The organism is Serratia sp. CoH_122_TC_1 (genome assembly GCF_058191755.1).
Window position 1 is genome coordinate 93,325 of record NZ_JBXWLA010000001.1, and the last position, 19,772, is coordinate 113,096.

Annotated in this window: 14 protein-coding genes and 1 pseudogene; 5 read left to right on the forward strand and 10 right to left on the reverse strand. The window is 52.5% G+C overall.

Annotation, left to right across the window (positions count from 1 at the left end; translation table 11 throughout):
- Positions 1 to 8 precede the first annotated feature (8 nt).
- The 5 genes from rpsA to ansB all read right to left on the reverse strand — a co-directional run bounded on the left by rpsA (position 9) and on the right by ansB (position 6,656).
- Positions 9 to 1,682, reverse strand: a complete 1,674-nt coding sequence (gene rpsA / locus AC2FC2_RS00420) for a 30S ribosomal protein S1 (RefSeq protein WP_020826130.1) — start codon at positions 1,680 to 1,682, stop codon at positions 9 to 11.
- A gap of 181 nt (positions 1,683 to 1,863) precedes the next feature.
- Positions 1,864 to 2,553: a (d)CMP kinase gene (gene cmk / locus AC2FC2_RS00425; RefSeq protein ID WP_209632565.1), complete on the reverse strand. Its 690-nt coding sequence runs from the start codon at positions 2,551 to 2,553 to the stop codon at positions 1,864 to 1,866.
- A 278-nt stretch (positions 2,554 to 2,831) separates the two neighbouring features.
- Positions 2,832 to 4,118 carry a 3-phosphoshikimate 1-carboxyvinyltransferase gene (aroA, locus tag AC2FC2_RS00430; RefSeq protein WP_490658518.1) on the reverse strand — a complete coding sequence of 429 codons (1,287 nt, stop codon included), beginning with the start codon at positions 4,116 to 4,118 and terminating at the stop codon, positions 2,832 to 2,834.
- Positions 4,119 to 4,233: 115 nt separating this feature from the next.
- On the reverse strand, positions 4,234 to 5,322 hold the full coding sequence (serC, locus tag AC2FC2_RS00435) for a 3-phosphoserine/phosphohydroxythreonine transaminase (protein WP_209632563.1): 1,089 nt from the start codon (positions 5,320 to 5,322) through the stop codon (positions 4,234 to 4,236).
- A 287-nt stretch (positions 5,323 to 5,609) separates the two neighbouring features.
- A complete protein-coding gene (gene ansB / locus AC2FC2_RS00440) occupies positions 5,610 to 6,656 on the reverse strand; it encodes an L-asparaginase 2 (protein ID WP_404759944.1) in 1,047 nt (348 codons plus the stop codon).
- A 148-nt stretch (positions 6,657 to 6,804) separates the two neighbouring features.
- On the opposite strand from ansB, the gene ycaO reads away from it, so the two are divergent.
- The 4 genes from ycaO to pflA all read left to right on the forward strand — a co-directional run bounded on the left by ycaO (position 6,805) and on the right by pflA (position 13,285).
- Positions 6,805 to 8,568 carry a 30S ribosomal protein S12 methylthiotransferase accessory factor YcaO gene (ycaO, locus tag AC2FC2_RS00445; RefSeq protein WP_490308739.1) on the forward strand — a complete coding sequence of 588 codons (1,764 nt, stop codon included), beginning with the start codon at positions 6,805 to 6,807 and terminating at the stop codon, positions 8,566 to 8,568.
- 483 nt (positions 8,569 to 9,051) lie between these two features.
- Positions 9,052 to 9,912 carry a formate transporter FocA gene (gene focA, locus AC2FC2_RS00450; protein WP_209632560.1) on the forward strand — a complete coding sequence of 287 codons (861 nt, stop codon included), beginning with the start codon at positions 9,052 to 9,054 and terminating at the stop codon, positions 9,910 to 9,912.
- Between the two features lie 54 nt (positions 9,913 to 9,966).
- On the forward strand, positions 9,967 to 12,249 hold the full coding sequence (gene pflB / locus AC2FC2_RS00455) for a formate C-acetyltransferase (RefSeq protein WP_209632559.1): 2,283 nt from the start codon (positions 9,967 to 9,969) through the stop codon (positions 12,247 to 12,249).
- Between the two features lie 295 nt (positions 12,250 to 12,544).
- Positions 12,545 to 13,285, forward strand: a complete 741-nt coding sequence (pflA, locus tag AC2FC2_RS00460; RefSeq protein ID WP_209632558.1) for a pyruvate formate lyase 1-activating protein — start codon at positions 12,545 to 12,547, stop codon at positions 13,283 to 13,285.
- Positions 13,286 to 13,333: 48 nt separating this feature from the next.
- Here the strand turns inward: pflA and AC2FC2_RS00465 are convergent, their stop codons facing one another.
- On the reverse strand, positions 13,334 to 14,485 hold the full coding sequence (locus tag AC2FC2_RS00465) for an MFS transporter (protein ID WP_209632557.1): 1,152 nt from the start codon (positions 14,483 to 14,485) through the stop codon (positions 13,334 to 13,336).
- Between the two features lie 179 nt (positions 14,486 to 14,664).
- Here AC2FC2_RS00465 and AC2FC2_RS00470 point away from each other — a divergent pair, with 179 nt between their 5' ends.
- Entirely contained in the window at positions 14,665 to 15,033 is a 369-nt protein-coding gene (locus tag AC2FC2_RS00470; RefSeq protein WP_265555350.1) for a DUF1801 domain-containing protein, read from the forward strand.
- A gap of 72 nt (positions 15,034 to 15,105) precedes the next feature.
- On the opposite strand, the gene dmsD is transcribed toward AC2FC2_RS00470, so the two are convergent.
- The 4 genes and pseudogenes from dmsD to ynfE all read right to left on the reverse strand — a co-directional run bounded on the left by dmsD (position 15,106) and on the right by ynfE (position 19,716).
- A complete protein-coding gene (gene dmsD / locus AC2FC2_RS00475) occupies positions 15,106 to 15,723 on the reverse strand; it encodes a Tat proofreading chaperone DmsD (protein WP_209632556.1) in 618 nt (205 codons plus the stop codon).
- A gap of 49 nt (positions 15,724 to 15,772) precedes the next feature.
- Positions 15,773 to 16,633: a DmsC/YnfH family molybdoenzyme membrane anchor subunit gene (locus AC2FC2_RS00480; RefSeq protein WP_490658519.1), complete on the reverse strand. Its 861-nt coding sequence runs from the start codon at positions 16,631 to 16,633 to the stop codon at positions 15,773 to 15,775.
- A gap of 1 nt (position 16,634) precedes the next feature.
- Positions 16,635 to 17,252, reverse strand: a pseudogene (locus tag AC2FC2_RS00485) (DMSO/selenate family reductase complex B subunit).
- Between the two features lie 10 nt (positions 17,253 to 17,262).
- A complete protein-coding gene (gene ynfE, locus AC2FC2_RS00490; protein WP_490658520.1) occupies positions 17,263 to 19,716 on the reverse strand; it encodes a selenate/tellurate reductase subunit YnfE in 2,454 nt (817 codons plus the stop codon).
- Between the last annotated feature and the right edge of the window lie 56 nt (positions 19,717 to 19,772).

Here is a 19,772-nt window from a genome sequence, read left to right on the forward strand (position 1 = left end):
CCCCGTCATTACTCGCCTTTAGCCGCTTTGAAAGCTTCAGCCATAGCGTTAGAGAAGTTGCTTTCTTCCTGTTTGTTGTTAACAGTAGCGATTGCATCTTTCTCGTCAGCTTCGTCCTTAGCACGTACGGACAGGCTTACTACGCGGTTCTTACGGTCAACGCCGGTGAATTTAGCTTCAACGTCGTCACCCACATTCAGAACCAGAGTTGCATCTTCAATGCGGTCGCGAGAGGCTTCAGAAGCACGCAGGTAACCTTCTACGCCGCCTGCTAATTCAACTGTAGCACCTTTGGCGTCAACTGCAGTGACTTTACCAGTAACAATAGTACCTTTCTTGTTCATAGACAGGTAGTTATTGAACGGGTCTTCAGCCAGTTGCTTCACGCCCAGGGAGATACGCTCGCGCTCTGCGTCAACTTGCAGAACAACCGCTGCGATTTCGTCGCCTTTCTTGTATTCACGTACTGCTTCTTCGCCTGCAACGTTCCAGGAGATGTCAGACAGGTGAACCAGGCCGTCGATGCCGCCGTCCAGGCCGATGAAGATACCGAAGTCAGTGATAGACTTGATTTTACCTTCAACGCGGTCGCCCTTGTTGTGGGTTTCTGCAAACTGCTGCCATGGGTTGTTTTTGCACTGCTTCAGACCCAGGGAGATACGACGACGTTCTTCATCGATGTCCAGAACCATAACTTCCACTACATCGCCCACGTTGACAACTTTGGACGGATGGATGTTTTTGTTGGTCCAATCCATTTCAGAAACGTGTACCAGACCTTCAACGCCTTCTTCGATTTCTACGAAGCAGCCGTAATCAGTCAGGTTGGTTACACGACCAGTCAGCTTGGTGCCTTCTGGGTAACGTTTCGCGATAGCAACCCATGGATCTTCGCCCAGTTGCTTCAGGCCCAGGGATACACGAGTACGCTCGCGGTCGAACTTCAGCACTTTAACAGTGATTTCGTCGCCAACATTGACGATTTCGCTCGGATGCTTAACGCGTTTCCAAGCCATATCAGTGATGTGCAGCAGGCCATCAACGCCGCCCAGATCAACGAATGCACCGTAGTCAGTCAGGTTCTTAACGATACCTTTAACTTCCATGCCTTCCTGCAGATTTTCCAGCAGTTGATCACGTTCTGCGCTGTTCTCTGATTCGATAACCGCACGGCGAGAAACTACAACGTTGTTGCGTTTCTGGTCCAGCTTGATGACTTTGAACTCAAGCTCTTTGCCTTCCAGGTGCAGAGTGTCACGTACTGGACGCACGTCTACCAGGGAGCCTGGCAGGAACGCACGAATACCGTTCAGCTCTACAGTGAAGCCACCCTTAACTTTGCCGTTGATAACACCGACGACAGTTTCAGCTTCTTCGTAAGCTTTTTCCAGCGTGATCCAAGCTTCGTGACGCTTAGCTTTCTCACGGGACAGCAGAGTTTCACCGAAGCCATCTTCAACAGCGTCCAGCGCAACATCAACTTCGTCGCCTACCTGGATTTCCAGCTCGCCCTGTGCGTTTTTGAATTGCTCAGCCGGGATGGCAGACTCAGATTTCAGACCGGCGTCAACCAGTACTACGTCTTTGTCGATAGCAACTACAACGCCACGAACGATGGAACCCGGACGGGTTTCGATTGTTTTCAGGGATTCTTCAAAGAGTTGAGCGAAAGATTCAGTCATGTTTAATCTTCAGGGTTCTATAGTTTAACGTCCATTTAGCATCCCGCCGAATGGGGTTGTTTCACATACCCCGCCATTGGCTCCATGCCGACAGGGTTTAGGTTACAGGGGTAAAATTTTACCCGATATAGTTCGATACTACCATGACAAATATGACAAAAAGCCAATAACGCCGCCGCGCTTACTGCTGCGGCAACGCTAAAACTTCATGTGCATAAGTCAGCGCACGCTGGATGACTTCGTCGATCGACATGCTGGTTGAATCCAGCACGAGGGCGTCAGAAGCCGGCACCAGAGGCGCGATAGGCCGATTACGGTCACGGTCATCCCGTTCCTTTATCTCGGCTAAAAGACGTTCAAAGTTAACATTAAAGCCCTTTTCCTGCAACTGTAGCATGCGGCGGTGCGCACGCTCCTCAGAGCTGGCGTCCAGGAAAATCTTGACTGGCGCATCAGGGAACACCACGGTGCCCATGTCACGACCATCGGCAATCAGGCCCGGAAACTCACGGAAAGCCCGCTGACGACGTAATAACGCTTCACGTACACGCGGGAAAGCAGCGGCCTGCGAAGCGGTATTACCGACAGTTTCAGTGCGAATTTCATTGCTGACATCCTCACCTTCCAAAATAACCTGCAGTTTGCCGTCCTGGGCAATAAAACGAACATCGAGATGTGCGGCCAGTGGAACCAGCGCCTCCTCAGACGTGATATCGACCTGATGATGCAGCGCCGCTAACGCCAGCACGCGATAGATCGCGCCGGAATCAAGCAAACGCCAACCAAGGGACTCGGCCAACGCTTTACACAACGTGCCTTTGCCTGCGCCACTTGGTCCATCAACGGTTATCACCGGAGCTGTAGCCGTCATTTCTCTCTCCTTCAGGTAGAAAACCTCGCAGGGACATAACCTGCCATCAGCACAATGCGAAAGCATAATTAAACGCGTCCCTGCCGTCCGCCCAGTCGGGCAGTCAGTCACGGTGGCGCATTATACGCTGCCAAGCGGCGAACTGTTACCCTGGAACTGTCTGGTTGTTGAAAATAAGCGTATGACCGCGCAAAAGTATAGCGGACGCCCCAGGCAACGAGGATTAAAAAACGACAAAGGCCCAATGAAGGGCCTTAAAAGAAAGCATCTGACTGCAGTTAGGCTAATTGACTGATGCGCGCCAGCTGTTCGAAATAATCCGGGAACGTTTTCGCGGTGCATTTCGGATCCAGAATGGTGACTGGCGTATCCGATAGCGCCACCAATGAGAAACACATTGCCATACGGTGATCATTGTAGGTACCGATATCGGCAAACGTCAGCTTAGCTGGCGGTACCACGTGAATGTAATCTTCCCCTTCATCCACTTCGGCACCCACTTTACGCAGCTCTGTCGCCATTGCTGCCAAGCGGTCGGTCTCTTTCACTCGCCAGTTATAGATATTACGGATAGTCGTCGGGCCTTTGGCAAATAAAGCCGCAGTTGCGATGGTCATCGCTGCATCCGGGATATGATTCATATCCATGTCGATACCCTGCAGTTCACCGCGGGTACATTCGATATAGTCATCCCCCCAGGTAATACGCGCGCCCATTTTCTCCAGCACGTCGGCAAACTTGGTGTCCCCTTGCACGCTTTTTTTGCCAATGCCCGTTACGCGCACGGTTCCGCCCTTAATTGCCGCCGCCGCCAGGAAGTAGGAAGCAGAAGAGGCATCACCTTCCACCAGATAGACGCCGGGTGAACGGTAGTTTTGGCGGCCATTAATGTGGAATACGCGATAGTTGTCGTGGCTGACCTCAACACCGAAAGTACGCATCAGGTGCAGCGTGATATCAATGTAAGGCTTGGAAACCAACTCACCTTTGATATGGATGTGGGTATCTTGTTCAGCCAGTGGCGCTGTCATCAGCAATGCGGTCAAGAACTGGCTGGATACGCTGCCGTCAACGGTCACATCACCACCGTGGAAACCGCCGCGCAGACGCAATGGGGGATAATCCGTTTGCTCTAAATAATCAATCTGTGCGCCGCCCTGGCGCAGGGCATCAACCAGATGACCGATTGGGCGTTCTTTCATGCGTGGTTCGCCGGTCAGCACCACATCATTGTTGCCCAGGCACAGTGCCGCCGCCAATGGGCGCATTGCCGTACCCGCATTGCCAAGGAAGAGTTCAAGCGGCTGGCTGGCCACCAGCGGGCCGGCAACACCCTCAACTTTACAGGTGGTGCGATTGTCAGACAGCTGATAGCTCACGCCCAGCGCCTGTAGCGCATTCAACATATGGCGCACGTCGTCGCTGTCCAGCAAGTTGGTCAACGTCGTCGTCCCCTCAGCCAGTGCAGCCAGCAGCAGAGCACGATTGGATACGCTCTTGGAGCCGGGTAAGTTGACGGTGCCATTGACCAGGGCGACCGGTTGTAACGTCAGGGAATCCACCATGTGAACAAAAATCTCCAAAATCTGATAAACGAAACGGCCCCGGGAATAATGCCGGAGCCGCTTTAACGCAAAAGGACAACAGCGAAGGCTACCCGCTCATAGCAGGCAACCGAGCTTAACCGTGACGACGTTCGAAGTCAGCCATAAAGTCGGTTAATGTCTGCACGCCGGCCAGCGGCATTGCATTGTAAATGGAAGCACGCATACCGCCAACCACTCGGTGCCCTTTCAGCGCCTGCAGGCCAATGGCCTCAGCTTCACTGAGGAACACTTTATCCAACGCAGAGTCAGCCAACTGGAACGGCACGTTCATCCAGGAACGGTTGGCGAGAGCCACGCGACTGCGGTAGAAATCGGAGTTATCAATGGTTGCATACAGCAACTCGGCTTTGGCCTGGTTGCGTTTGTGCATTTCCACCAAACCGCCCTGCTCTTTTAACCATTTGAACACCAAGCCAGACAGGTACCAGGCAAAGGTCGGCGGAGTATTAAACATGGAGTCGTTCTCGGCCAGCACGGTGTAGTCGAGAATCGATGGTACTTCACGGCGCGCCTTACCCAGTAGATCTTCACGCACGATCACCAGCGTCAGGCCTGCTGGGCCGATATTTTTTTGCGCGCCGGCGTAAATCACGCCAAAACGGCTAACGTCCAGTGGACCAGATAAAATGGTGGATGAGTAATCACCGATCACCACTTTATCAGCACCGAAGTCAGGAACCTCATCGATCGCCACGCCGTCGATGGTTTCATTCGGGCAATAGTGCACGTAGGCCGCATCGTCGCTTAACTGCCACTCTTTCATCGGTTTGATGCCGAGCAGGCCGTCAACAGACGTTTTTACGTCAATGGTGTTTGGTGTGCAGTATTTTTGCGCTTCGGTAATGGCACTGTGTGCCCAGTAGCCACCGTCAATATAATCGGCAGTGGTTTTATCACCCAACAGGTTCATCGGCAGCGCGGCAAATTGCGCACGGGCACCGCCGTGGCAGAACAGCACTTTATAGTTGGAGGGGATTTTCAGCAGATCGCGCAGGTCCTGCTCGGACTGCTGGGCAACTTCGATAAACTCTTTGCTGCGATGGCTGATTTCCATCACGGAGGTGCCAAGACCATGCCAGTTGCACAATTCCTGTTCCGCACGACGCAATACTTCAACCGGCAGCATGGCCGGACCAGAGCTAAAATTATAAACCTGAGTCATTTCCCCTCACCACATTCACTATTCGCCAATGATACTGGCCTACCGAAATACGCCCGAACTATCCCATCGGTTTTATCACTCGCGCCCCCCGCCTGCAATGGTTATTCGCCCGACGCGGGGAAACCCTCCCCCTCGGCAATAACAGGCTCTGCCAAATGACCGGCGTTTTCTGCAATAAAACGCTGCGACAGTGGCTAATTCAGTGGGTTAACGCGGTTTTTTATGCTGTATTCAGCCGACATAGCTAGGGGGCACACAGGCCCCCGAATGAAGAAAATGCATTCAACTCAATATTGATTGAACATCTGCTGGATCTGTTTTGGGTCTTTCGTCTGCGTCAGTGCCAATTGCAGCAGGATCCGCGCCTTCTGCGGGTTCAACGTGCCAGCGGCGACAAAGCCAAGCTTGGTGTCATCCACTTCGGCGTCTTCCGTCGTGGAGCCCGTAGGCACTCTCGAAGAACGTACCACCGCAACACCGTTATGTGCAGCCGTTGCCAACGTGTCGAACACCGTCTTGTACAGGTTACCGTTACCCACCCCCGCGCTGACGATCCCCTGATAGCCTTCGGCAATCAACGCCTTGGCGGGTGCATCAGAAGCATTGGCGTAATTATAGATAATGCCGACTTTAGGCAGTGTGGTCAGGCTGGACACGTCAAACGGGGTTTCTGTCGTGTGCTTACGCTGCGGTGAACGCTGGTAGTCGACCTTGCCGTTATGGATATAGCCAAGCGGACCATAGTTAGGTGACTGGAAAGTCTGTACCGAAGTGGTATTGGTTTTGGTCACATCGCGGGCATCCAGAACGCTGTCGTTCATCGCTACCAGCACCCCACGTTTAGCAGATTGCGGATCTGCCGCTGTGACTACTGCGTTATACAAATTGAACGGGCCGTCGGCACTCATTGCCGTTGCAGGGCGCATTGCGCCAACAATCACGACGGGCTTATCGCATTTGACGGTCAGATCCAGAAAATAGGCGGTTTCTTCCAGCGTGTCTGTGCCATGAGTAATGACAAAACCATCGGTCTTGGCACAGTCGGCGTTGATTTTCTTCGCCAGCGTCAACCACACCTCATCATTCATGTCCTGTGAACCGATGTTCACTACCTGCTCCCCCTGCACATTGGCGAGGTTTTTCAGCTCCGGTACGGCATTCACCAAAGCATCCACACCCAGCTTACCCGCCGTGTAATTCGATTTGGTGGCAGAGTCGCCACCGCCGGCAATGGTACCGCCAGTTGCCAGCAGGGTGATATTTGGCAATGCCAGCGCAGAACCGCTTGCGCCTGCCAACAGTAGCGCCACAACACTGAGTTTCACTGATTTCATTGGGTTTCTCCATGATAGATAACTCGCTGAATTATGGTCCTTATCCACAAAAAAACTGTGACTTTGCCATCGCTTTAGGAATACATGGAGCTTGAGCGCAAAACCCCGTATCATTGCGCGTTTTTAGTACGCTCAAAAAGTGAAGACAATGACGCAAACTTTTATCCCTGGCAAAGACGCTGCGCTGGAAGACTCTATCGCCCGTTTCCAACAAAAATTAAGCGATCTGGGTTTTAACATCGAAGAAGCCTCATGGCTGAACCCGGTTCCACACGTATGGTCCGTTCACATCCGCGATCGTGATTGCCCGTTGTGCTTCACCAACGGTAAAGGCGCCAGCAAAAAAGCGGCGTTGGCTTCGGCTTTGGGCGAATACTTTGAACGCCTCTCTACCAATTACTTCTTCGCCGACTTCTACCTGGGCAAACAGATTGCCGAAGGCGATTTCGTGCATTACCCGAACGAGAAATGGTTCCCGATCCCAGCCGATGACTCGCTGCCAGCCGGCATTCTCGACGAGCGCCTGCATGCGTTCTATAACCCGGATCAAGATGTTAACGCCAGCGATCTGATCGATCTGCAATCTGGCAACGGCGATCGCGGCATCTGTGCGCTGCCTTTCGCACGTCAATCAGATCAGCAAACCGTTTATATCCCGATGAACATCATCGGTAACCTGTACGTGTCCAATGGCATGTCAGCCGGCAACACCGCTAACGAAGCCCGGGTACAGGGCTTGTCTGAAGTGTTCGAACGCTATGTGAAAAACCGCATTATTGCCGAATCCATCAGCCTGCCGGAGATCCCGGCCGAGGTCCTGAACCGCTATCCGGGCGTGGTGGAAGCCATTGCCAAGCTGGAAGAAGAAGGATTCCCGATCCTGTCTTATGATGCCTCTCTGGGCGGTAACTACCCGGTAATTTGCGTCGTGCTGTTCAACCCAGCTAACGGTACCTGTTTTGCGTCATTCGGTGCCCACCCTGATTTTGGCGTTGCACTTGAACGTACCGTCACGGAACTGCTGCAAGGCCGCAGCCTGAAAGATCTGGACGTGTTCACCGCGCCAACCTTCGACGACGAAGAAGTGGCAGAACACACCAATCTGGAAACCCACTTTATCGATTCCAGTGGTTTAATCTCTTGGGACATGTTCAAACAGGATGCAGATTATCCGTTTGTCGACTGGAGCTTCAGCGGCAGCACGCAGGAAGAGTTCGCAACCCTGATGAGTATCTTCGACAAAGAAGGTGCTGAAGTGTACATCGCTGACTACGAGCACCTGGATGTTTACGCCTGCCGTATCATCGTGCCGGGCATGTCCGACATCTATCCTGCGGAAGACCTTCTGCTGGCCAACAACAGCATGGGTGCACACCTGCGCGATACCCTACTGGCACTGCCAGGCAGTGAGTGGGAGCCACAGGAATACCTGGCGCTGATTGAGCGCCTGGACGATGAAGGTTTGGACGACTTCACGCGCGTGCGCGAGTTGCTTGGGATTGCCTCTGGCAAAGATAACGCCTGGTATACCCTGCGCGTTGGCGAGCTGAAGTCAATGCTGGCTCTGGCGGGCGGCGACATGGACCAGGCACTGATTTGGGCCGAGTGGACACAGGATTTCAACGCTTCTGTATTGAGCCCGGAACGCAGCAACTACTACCGTTGCCTGCAAACCTTGCTGCTACTGACGCAAGAACCTGACCGCGATCCTGCACAGTATTACACGGCCTTCGTGAAGATGTATGGTCAGGAGGCGGTAGATGCTGCCTCAGCAGCTATCAGCGGCGAAGAGCGCTTTAACGGTCTGTTCGCTGTCGACAGCGATTTGAAAGCCTTACCTGCTCATCAGGCGCTGTTGGCGGCCTACGAAAAACTGCAGAACGCCAAGCGCCGTTATTGGGCTCAGGCATAATCTCAGTTTCTGCGCGCCGGCACTCCCTTGCCGGCGCGACACAAAACCGCGCTCTTTCCCACTCTATCGATGCCCTTTCAAAAAAGAGTAAAACCTTATTTTGACGGTTAAATAGCCGGCTTTTCCTTTTATTTTTTTCAACCCATTACGCACTTATCGGCAAACAAGATAAATAAAACGGCAATTGTTACGCGTCGGTGAAATAATAATTAACCGATAATTAAACCTTCGCCGCCATAAAGTGACAAAACGCATGAAAATTTAACCTCAACGGTGCTGTTCCAGCCTAGAATTCAAAATTTTTTATAAACATTAAAAAAATGTTTTTTGTTTAAAATCAATTATATAACCAAATAAACCCTGCGAATTATCCGGTTTTTGACCGCTTTAGTTTCTCGCCTTATGATCCAAATCAATTTTTACCCTATACTGCTTTGCTAGTATCTCATTGCGTTGTTTTAACCCTTAAAAGCGAGAGTTAGTGTGAAAGCTGACAACCCCTTCGATCTGATATTACCTGCAGCAACAGCGAAAATCGCTGAGGATGCAGGTGTGTATAAAGCCACCAAACATCCGCTGAAAACATTTTATTTGGCGATCACTGCCGGTGTCTTTATTTCTATCGCATTCGTATTTTATATCACTGCGACTACCGGCACTGCCGGTGTGCCTTTCGGCTTGGCAAAACTGGTCGGCGGCATCTGTTTCTCTCTGGGGTTAATGCTGGTGGTGGTTTCAGGCGCAGACCTGTTCACGTCCACCGTGCTGATTGTTATCGCCAAGGCCAGCGGCCGCATCAACTGGTACCAACTGGGTGCAAATTGGCTGAACGTCTATATCGGTAACCTGATTGGCGCACTGTTCTTTGTCGCGCTCATCTGGTTCTCTGGCGAACACATGGTCGCCAATGGTCAATGGGGCCTGAACGTCCTGCAAACCGCCGATCACAAGCTGCATCACACCTTTGTTGAAGCCGTTTGCCTGGGCATTCTGGCTAACCTGATGGTCTGCCTGGCGGTGTGGATGAGCTACTCCGGCCGCAGCCTGATGGACAAAATGTTCGCCATGATCCTACCGGTGGGTATGTTTGTCGCCAGCGGCTTCGAACACAGCATCGCAAACATGTTTATGATCCCTATGGGTATCGTGGTTAAAAACTTCGCCACGCCAGAGTTCTGGCAAGCCGTAGGGGCAACACCCGAGCAATTCGCTCATCTGACCGTAAGCAACTTTATCATCGACAATCTGATCCCTGTCACCATAGGCAACATCATTGGCGGCGGCTTACTGGTTGGGTTGACTTACTGGGTAATTTATCTGCGCGGTGGTGAACAACAGCACTAAGCTGTTAGTTACCGCGTGCCGAGTTAGAAATCCACAATTAAAGGTAGGTGTATAATGACCGAACTTAACGAGAAGTTAGCCAAAGCTTGGGAAGGTTTCAGCAAAGGTGACTGGCAGAATGAAGTCAACGTGCGTGACTTCATCCAGAAAAACTACACTCCTTACGAGGGTGATGAATCCTTCCTGGCTGGCGCAACTCAGGCCACCTCCACCTTGTGGGAAAAGGTTATGGAAGGGATCAAACTGGAAAACCGCACCCATGCGCCAGTTGATTTCGACACCAATGTTGCAGCGACAATCACTTCCCACGACGCTGGCTACATCGCGAAAGAACTGGAAACCATCGTAGGTTTGCAGACTGACGCCCCTCTGAAACGCGCGCTGATCCCATTTGGCGGCATCAAAATGGTGGAAGGTTCTTGTAAGGTTTATGGCCGCGAACTGGACCCACAGCTGAAAAAAGTCTTTACCGAATACCGTAAAACCCATAACCAGGGTGTGTTCGACGTTTACACCAAAGACATTCTGAACTGCCGTAAATCTGGCGTTCTGACCGGTCTGCCAGATGCTTACGGCCGTGGCCGTATCATCGGTGACTATCGCCGCGTAGCGCTGTACGGCATCGATTTCCTGATGGCCGACAAGCTGAACCAGTTCAAATCACTGCAGGCTAAACTGGAAAACGGCGAAGATCTGGAAATGACCATCCAGCTGCGTGAAGAAATTGCTGAACAGCACCGCGCTCTGGGCCAGATTAAAGAAATGGCTGCTAAATATGGCTACGATATCTCAGGCCCTGCGACCAACGCACAAGAAGCCGTACAGTGGACCTACTTCGGCTACCTGGCCGCAGTAAAATCCCAGAACGGTGCCGCAATGTCCTTCGGCCGTGTGTCTACCTTCCTTGACGTGTTCATCCAACGCGACATCGACGCGGGCAAACTGAACGAAGAACAAGCTCAGGAACTGATTGACCATCTGGTGATGAAACTGCGTATGGTGCGTTTCCTGCGTACCCCTGAATATGATGAACTGTTCTCTGGCGACCCAATCTGGGCGACCGAATCCTTGGCAGGTATGGGCGTTGACGGCCGTACTCTGGTAACCAAGAACAGCTTCCGCTTCCTGAACACCCTGTACACCATGGGGCCGTCTCCGGAACCGAACATGACCATCCTGTGGTCTGAAAAGCTGCCACTGAACTTCAAAAAATACGCGGCGAAAGTGTCTATCGACACCTCTTCCGTACAGTATGAAAATGACGACCTGATGCGTCCTGACTTCAACAACGATGACTATGCCATCGCCTGTTGCGTTAGCCCGATGATCGTCGGCAAACAAATGCAGTTCTTCGGCGCACGTGCCAACCTGGCGAAAACCATGTTGTACGCGATCAACGGCGGCGTTGATGAAAAACTGAAAATGCAGGTAGGCCCGAAAGAAGCACCAATGATGGATACCGTGCTGGACTATGACAAAGTCATGGAACGCATGGACCACTTTATGGATTGGCTGGCCAAGCAGTACGTGACCGCGCTGAACATCATTCACTACATGCACGACAAGTACAGCTATGAAGCTGCACTGATGGCGCTGCATGACCGTGACGTTTATCGCACCATGGCCTGTGGCATCGCCGGTCTGTCGGTTGCAGCTGACTCCCTGTCTGCTATCAAGTACGCTAAAGTCTCTACGATCCGTGATGAAGACGGCCTGGCCGTAGACTTCAAAATTGAAGGTGAATACCCGCAGTTCGGTAACAACGATGCCCGCGTTGATGACATCGCTTGTGACCTGGTGGAACGTTTCATGAAGAAAATTCAGAAACTGCGCACCTACCGTAATGCAGTAGCGACTCAGTCAGTACTGACCATCACGTCTAACGTGGTTTACGGCAAGAAAACCGGTAACACCCCAGATGGTCGCCGCGCTGGCGCTCCATTCGGTCCAGGTGCTAACCCAATGCACGGGCGTGACCAAAAAGGTGCTGTAGCCTCCTTGACCTCCGTAGCCAAACTGCCGTTTGCCTATGCGAAGGACGGGATCTCCTACACCTTCTCCATCGTGCCAAACGCGCTGGGTAAAGACGACGATGTACGTAAAGCTAACCTGGCAGGTCTGATGGACGGTTACTTCCATCACGAAGCGTCTATTGAAGGCGGCCAGCACCTGAACGTTAACGTGATGAACCGTGAAATGCTGCTGGACGCAATGGAAAACCCTGAGAAGTATCCTCAGCTGACCATTCGCGTATCCGGTTATGCCGTTCGCTTCAACTCGCTGACCAAAGAACAACAGCAAGACGTAATTACCCGTACTTTCACTCAGTCGATGTAATTGCCCCATCCGGGCGGGGTTTCCCGCTCGGTGGTTAAGCTGAAACCCGGGGCCGGATCTTTCCGGCCTTTTTAGCAAATACCTTTCCCTGACTCAGCGTGAGTCTGTTTTGCCAGATAGCTATACTCGATGGATATCCGGCAAAACAGTTATCCGGCATAAGAACCGGCCAACAGGAATCGTTCCACCCCAGTCGTCGGGCTCTGCCCGCTTGCTGCATCGCTGATCCCTGGCTGGCGGTTATGAGCCTATTTTTAGACTGCGTTTGACAGTCAATATTGGAGAAAACCCCGCAATGTCAGTGACAGGTCGCATCCACTCCTTCGAATCCTGTGGCACCGTAGACGGTCCAGGGATCCGCTTTATCGTTTTCTTCCAGGGCTGCCTGATGCGCTGCCTGTATTGCCATAACCGCGACACCTGGGATACCCACGGCGGAAAAGAAGTGACAGTGGAAGAGCTGATGAAAGATGCCGTCTCTTACCGCCACTTTATGAACGCCTCCGGCGGCGGCGTCACGGCTTCCGGCGGTGAGGCCATTCTACAAGCCGAGTTCGTCCGCGACTGGTTCCGTGCCTGCCATAAAGAAGGGATCAATACCTGTCTGGACACCAACGGTTTTGTACGTCGTTATGATCCGGTGATTGACGAACTGCTGGATGCTACCGATCTGGTGATGTTGGATCTCAAACAAATGAACGACGACATTCACCAAAATCTGGTAGGCGTTTCCAACCACCGCACGCTGGAATTCGCCCGCTATCTGGCGAAGCGTAATCAACGCACCTGGATCCGCTATGTGGTCGTGCCGGGCTGGTCAGATGATGATAAGTCTTCACATCTGCTGGGTGAATTCACCAAAGACATGACGAATATCGAGAAAATTGAGCTTCTGCCTTACCACGAACTGGGCAAGCACAAGTGGGTTGCAATGGGTGAAGAGTACAAGCTGGATGGCGTCCATCCGCCAAAAGCGGAAACCATGGAGCGCGTGAAAGGCATTCTTGAAAGCTACGGCCATAAAGTCATTTACTGATCCGCTTTCACTCGAAAAAAACCGGCGTACTCGCCGGTTTTTTTGTCCTCAGGCAGCGGCGAACGGCGTGTGATGACGATCCGGCTTTTGCTTTCTCAACAGCATCACCAGATACACCAACGCCACGGCGGCAATCATCACGAACAACACCCGATCAGAATAGTTCTGCATTAGCAGTGCCGTCATGGACGGCCCCAACAGGCTGCCGATGGTGTAGCTCATCAACAAGGCCTGATTCATCGCGACCAACTCATGCGGCATCGCTTTCTCACATGCCCAGGACATGGCCACCGGATACAGAGTGAACCCAGCACAGCCGAGGATGAACAATGCCGGTGCCATGGCATAGTTACCCAACATTGCCATACTTGCGAGGATCACAACAAACACCTGGATACGCAGGACCAGCAGACGGCCATAGCGATCGGCCAATCGACCGACCGGCCATTGACCGACGATGCCGGAACTGACCAGCAATGCCATCCAATAGCCGACATTCGCGTCGCTCATGCCCTGATGAGATAAATACAACGGCATCAAACCGTACAGCGAACCAAGTACAATACCGGAAATAATGCAGCCATTGATGCCCAGCCGCGCACTACGGCGTTTCAACATCGGCCATACCGCTGCCTGCTGCGGTTCGTCATGTTGGCTGTTCACTCGGGCAAACAACATCGGCAACATGGCGCTGATCACAATCGCAACCACCCACGGTACCACGTTCAGCAATTCCGTCGACACCATACTCAAGAGCAATTGGCCTACCACCGTACCCAGGTAATAAACCATCATATAGGCCGCCAGCAGTTGGCCACGGTTGGACAGATTACCGCTGCGCAGCAGTGCACTTTCCACAATCACCCAAATCCAGGCGCAGCCGACACCCGCGAAGAAACGCCAGCCCATCCAGCTCCAGAAATCGAGAGATAATGCCATACCGGCAGTCGCCACAGCGAACACCACACAGGCAAGATGATAACTGCGAGTAAAACCAATGCGCTGGATCAGTTTACCCGCAATCAATGTGCCAACCAGGTTGCCGGTAAAATAAGAGGAACTCACCATTCCCACCTGCCAGGTTGACAATTGAGCATGAGTTAACCAAAGAGGAACTAACGTATTCAAAACGGCAATAGAAACCGTAAGCAACAACAGACCACAGAGCAGCAGGAGCACTGGGCGAGAATATGCGGACATAGTGAGATTGAAACCGAACGCGCAATGAGAGTGCGCGCATCATGACACTGGCGATAAAAAAGTCAATCGGCACTTATGTATCCACCGCACAATTTGTGTTTGTCGGACAGACAGGCGCAACACAGTGCAAAAAACGCTATGCTGGTTACGGATAAAATTCGCTGCAAGGAAGGTTTATGATGGAAGGTAAAACAGAAGCGGCCGTCACCGCATTGCTGAGTGATATTGGCAGCACTCACGGCGAGCTTTTGGCCATTGTTGAACGCGTTCGCCAGGTTGTCACGGCTATGGGCGACAACGTCTGCGAATCCGTCAAATACGGTGGCATTATGTTTTCTAATACGACGTTTTTCTGCGGCGTATTTACCTATAGTAGCCATGTCTCGGTAGAGTTCGGCAATGGCTATCTGCTCGAGGATCCCCACCGCATGCTCGAAGGCAATGGCAAGTATCGCCGTCATATCAAGCTTTACTCGGTTGCCGATATCGATGAGAAACCGCTGGCAGAGTATGTCAGGCAGGCCTATGAGCTAGCTCTATCACACTAAACTGACAGGAACTCACCCTATATCCTGCGATGAACAGCCGACATCGCGCACCTGCCGGCTGTTCATTTTCTATCAGAAATGCAGCTCTAATGGCTCCACTTCGGCTGAACATTCTTTACCCCAGCCACTCAGGGTAATTTGCGCCAACTGCGCCAACCCTAAGTAGAATGGATGTCCTGCATTGGCTTGCAGCAATTCCAGGTAGCGTGGCGCCCAAGGCAGCACATGCTTTGTCAGCAACTGCTCGACCAAACCACCCTGCCGTTCTTCAGCCAACCAGGCCACCATCATCAACAAGGTGCCAATATGATCTTCGGGTTCATTACGATCATGCTGTGCTTCAATACCATTCGACCGCAACCAGCGGCGCAGACGCAAAGTTGAATTCCCAAACAGTACGTTTTCTTTGTCCAGATAGACCGAGCCCCATAAAGGTGCGGGTAAGGTGTCTGGGCCAACAAACAGGCGTTGGTAAGCCTCTGCCAAAGACTCGTCCTGCTGATCTTCAATCCCGGTAGCTATCAGAGCAGCCGCGCTCTGTAACTGCTCAGCGTCGCCATACGGCCATTCTTTGACCCACTCAGATTCAGACAGGGTTGCCAACAACTGTTGGCCGTCTTCACTTTCTGGCGGCGCATACAACAACACACCCAGCACCCGACCCGTTAAAGCGATATTTTCTAGCGTCATAAATCAAGGATCCTTTTAAGGGCGCAGCGAACTGCGCCTCACTACACTATTAACCGGCTACCGCCATGCCAACGGTCATATGCAGGCCGTAGAACACGCCCCGCCCGAGAAGCTCACCGGCGATAACCAAAATCAAACCTATAGCCATTCCCATCACGCTCGCGTTGCCACGGCGTAACAGTGGGCAAATCCAGCAGCCTAAACCCAGCACCACCAAGACCAAACGCACAACCATTAATTGACCGTATTGGGGGATCAGCGCTGATGCTTGCTGCACCGAGCTATTGATGCTGGCCAGCTCATAGCCTTGCATCATCGCCGCACTCAGGCTGACCAGCAGCGCAACCACGCTAAGGATAGCCAATGAATAACGGGCCGATACCGCTAACCCAGCCGCACGCAGTAACAAGCCCCCCAGCAGCGGCCCCCCGATCAGCAACGTCAGGAAAAAGTTCAGCGTAGTGTAACCGTTATGCCAGGTTGGCACAGTATCGATTTGATACACCTTTGTCATAGCGTAAACAAAGACAACCCCCAGTGCCATGGTCACCCACAACCACAGTTTGCCCAATGCCGTCGGCATTTTACCTAATATCGCCAACAGCCAATAGCAACCACCAACAGCGAAGAACACTGCGCCAGCGGCTATTTCGTTACTCAACGCCGATGCACCGACGCGGTTCAATGCGTTAAATGCCCGTAACGGCGAACCAAGATGCAGTGTGGAAGCGGCAAAAGCGATACCCATCAGCAACCACAAGAAAAACAGGGAACGATGAACGGCCCTGCTCTGCTGTTCATTCAGATTGCCACCAATCACGGTAAGCCCCATAACGATAATCGCCCCCACCACACATTGCCCCAATACGGTAAACAACATCAGCGGCCATTCATGCCATCCCATACCCATATCAAACCTCCTTTGGATTGGCCAAATAGCCCGTGGTGTCACCGCTTGGGCGACTGTTGGCATTAGGTTTTAACACCAGGCAGGGGCGGGTAAAATGCGCCGCCGGCAGTGGTGCCACCTGGGCCAGGGTGCCATGCTGTTGCCTGAGTTGTTCAATCGGGCCAAAATCCAGGGCCCGCAACGGACAAGACTCTACGCAGACAGGTTTATGGCCTTCGGCCACCCGTTCATAACAGCCATCGCACTTGGTCATATGGCCCTTGGTGGCATTGTACTGCGGCGCACCGTACGGACAGGCCATATGGCAATAACGACAACCAATGCATACCTCTTCATTCACTACCACAAAACCGTCCTCCCGCTTGTGCATTGCCCCCGTAGGGCACACTTTGGTACAGGCGGGATCTTCACAATGGTTGCAGGCAATCGACAGATACTAGGCAAACACGTTCTGGTGCCAGCCATCACCCTCCTGCTGCCATTCCCCTCCGGCGTACTCATAGATGCGGCGGAAACTGACGTCCGGCGTCAGATTTTTAAAGTCCTTGCAGGCCAGTTCGCAGGTTTTGCAGCCAGTACAACGACTTGAATCGATAAAGAATCCATATTGCTGAGTCATTGGCTACCCCTTACACTCTTTCGATGTCAATAAGATTGGTATGCTGCGGATTACCCTTGGCCAAAGGCGAAGGCCGGTGGGTAGTCAAGGTGTTCATACAGGCGCCATGATCGATACGATCGCCCAGCATATCGGCCTGATGCCAGGCTCCCTGCCCCATAGCAACCACACCAGGCATGATCCGTGGCGTGACCTTGGCTTCAACACGCACCTCGCCACGCCCGTTGAACACCCGGACCTTATCGCCACCGGCTATCCCGCGCGATCGGGCATCAAGGGGATTGATCCACACTTCCTGACGACAGGCCGCCTGCAAAACATCGATATTGCCGTAGGAAGAGTGGGTGCGGGCTTTGTAATGGAAGCCAAACATTTGCAAGGGATAAGTTTTACGCAAAGGGTCATCCCAACCTTCAAAGGTAGAAGCGTAAATTGGCAATGGGCTGATGGTTTCGTCTTCTTCCAACTGCCAGCTACTGGCGATATCAGCTAGCCTGGCGGAGTAGATTTCAATTTTGCCGGACGGCGTTTTTAATGGGTTTGCTTCGGGGTCCTGGCGGAACTCTTTATACGCCACGAAATGGCCGTTAGGATCTTTGCGCTTATAGATCCCCATACCACGCAACGCTTCATAGCCCGGCAGCAGCGGATCCCGGTCCTGCATTTTAGCGTACAAATGTTGGAGCCATTGCGCCTGAGTTCGCCCTTCAGTGAACCTCTGATGTACCTCTGGCCCCAAGCGGCGTGCCACCTCACTCAGCACCTCATAAATACCCTTACGCTCAAATTTGGCGGTGGTTGCAGGCTGAATAAAGATCAGATACCCCATGTTACCGGCATAGTCGTTGGGAATAATGTCTTCCTGTTCGACGGTCATCAGATCGGGCAGCAGAATGTCGGCATATTTGGCCGACGAGGTCATAAAGTTTTCCAGCACCACAATCATTTCGCATTGGGTGTCATCCTGCAAAATATCGTGGGTTTTATTAATGTCAGAATGCTGGTTGGTGATGGTATTACCGGCATAGTTCCAGATAAACTTGATCGGCACGTTCAACTTGTCCTGGCCACGCACCCCATCGCGTTTGGCGGTCATCTCAGGGCCACGCACTATGGCATCGGTCCAGCTAAAGCAGGAAATTTTTGCTTTGACCGGGTTTGCCAACACCGGCATACGTTCAATGGTGATGGTATAGGTCGACTCACGTGCACCACTGTTACCGCCATTAATACCGACATTGCCGGTCAATATTGGCAGCATCGCGATAGCCCGCGCACTCAGTTCACCGTTGGCCTGACGTTGCGGCCCCCATCCCTGACAGATATAGGCCGGTTTCGCGGTGCCTATTTCCCGCGCCAGTTTGATAATGCGATCTGCCGGAATACCGGTGATTTTTGCCGCCCACTGCGGCGTTTTTTCAACGCCATCCTCGCCTTGACCAAAAATATAGGCTTTATAGTGCCCATTCACTGGCGCGCCAGCGGGTAAGGTTTTCTCATCGTAACCAATGCAATACCGATCAAGAAAGGGTTGATCGACCAAGTCTTCGCCGATCAAGACATGCGCCAGCCCAGCCACCAATGCCGCATCCGTACCTGGCCGGATGGGTATCCACTCATCCTCACGCCCGGCGGCCGTATCGGTATAACGTGGATCGATAACGATCATTCGCGCATTAGAACGTTCACGCGCCTGCTCCAGATAATAGGTAATGCCGCCGCCGCTCATCCGCGTTTCAGCCGGGTTATTACCGAACATCACCACCAGCTTGCTGTTTTCGATATCAGAAGTGCTGTTACCTTCATTACTGCCGTAGGTATAAGGCATCGCACAGGCGATTTGCGCAGTGCTGTAAGTCCCATACTGCTCAAGGTAACCGCCATAACAATTCATCAGGCGGGCAACCAGCGAAGCATTGGGTGACGAACGGGTAATATTGCCGCCGACAATGCCTGAGGTGTAATTGATGTATACCGCTTCGTTACCGTATTGCTCGACAATCCGCTTCAGGTTGTTAGCGATGGCATCATACGCCTCGTCCCAGCTGATGCGTTTGAACTTGCCTTCACCACGCTTTCCGACGCGTTTCATCGGATAATTCAAACGATCCGGGTGGTTCATGCGACGGCGAATAGATCGTCCGCGCAAGCAGGCTCGAACCTGATGGTCTCCATAGTCATCCAGGCCGGTATTATCCGTCTCGACCCAGTACACCTCATCATCGCGGACATGCAAACGTAAGGCACAGCGGCTGCCACAGTTAACGGAACAAGCCCCCCATACCACTTTGTCGCGCGCGGCTTCTTGCACGCTTTCACTGATTGAGTCGGCGATTGCACGGCGGCTAAAAGGTAATACTATGCCCCCGACTGCCATTGCCAAGCCAAGGATACCGCCAGACTTCACCAAGGTACGACGGCTGACACCTTCGGACATTGGGTCGTTTACTTTGTTTTCCAACATAACTCACTCCACGTTTTACCCAGGTATTGATAAACGTCATGCCTTTGACTCAAGGC

Bases quoted from the DNA above. Each gene is read 5' to 3' on its own strand.
- serC (WP_209632563.1), bottom strand. From the start codon at position 5,322: ATGACTCAGGTTTATAATTTTAGCTCTGGTCCGGCCATGCTGCCGGTT.
- ansB (WP_404759944.1), bottom strand. From the start codon at position 6,656: ATGAAATCAGTGAAACTCAGTGTTGTGGCGCTACTGTTGGCAGGCGCA.
- AC2FC2_RS00470 (WP_265555350.1), top strand. From the start codon at position 14,665: ATGGAAGGTAAAACAGAAGCGGCCGTCACCGCATTGCTGAGTGATATT.
- pflA (WP_209632558.1), top strand. From the start codon at position 12,545: ATGTCAGTGACAGGTCGCATCCACTCCTTCGAATCCTGTGGCACCGTA.
- AC2FC2_RS00465 (WP_209632557.1), bottom strand. From the start codon at position 14,485: ATGTCCGCATATTCTCGCCCAGTGCTCCTGCTGCTCTGTGGTCTGTTG.
- dmsD (WP_209632556.1), bottom strand. From the start codon at position 15,723: ATGACGCTAGAAAATATCGCTTTAACGGGTCGGGTGCTGGGTGTGTTG.
- pflB (WP_209632559.1), top strand. From the start codon at position 9,967: ATGACCGAACTTAACGAGAAGTTAGCCAAAGCTTGGGAAGGTTTCAGC.
- ynfE (WP_490658520.1), bottom strand. From the start codon at position 19,716: ATGTTGGAAAACAAAGTAAACGACCCAATGTCCGAAGGTGTCAGCCGT.
- cmk (WP_209632565.1), bottom strand. From the start codon at position 2,553: ATGACGGCTACAGCTCCGGTGATAACCGTTGATGGACCAAGTGGCGCA.
- AC2FC2_RS00480 (WP_490658519.1), bottom strand. From the start codon at position 16,633: ATGGGTATGGGATGGCATGAATGGCCGCTGATGTTGTTTACCGTATTG.
- aroA (WP_490658518.1), bottom strand. From the start codon at position 4,118: ATGGTGGATTCCCTGACGTTACAACCGGTCGCCCTGGTCAATGGCACC.
- ycaO (WP_490308739.1), top strand. From the start codon at position 6,805: ATGACGCAAACTTTTATCCCTGGCAAAGACGCTGCGCTGGAAGACTCT.
- rpsA (WP_020826130.1), bottom strand. From the start codon at position 1,682: ATGACTGAATCTTTCGCTCAACTCTTTGAAGAATCCCTGAAAACAATC.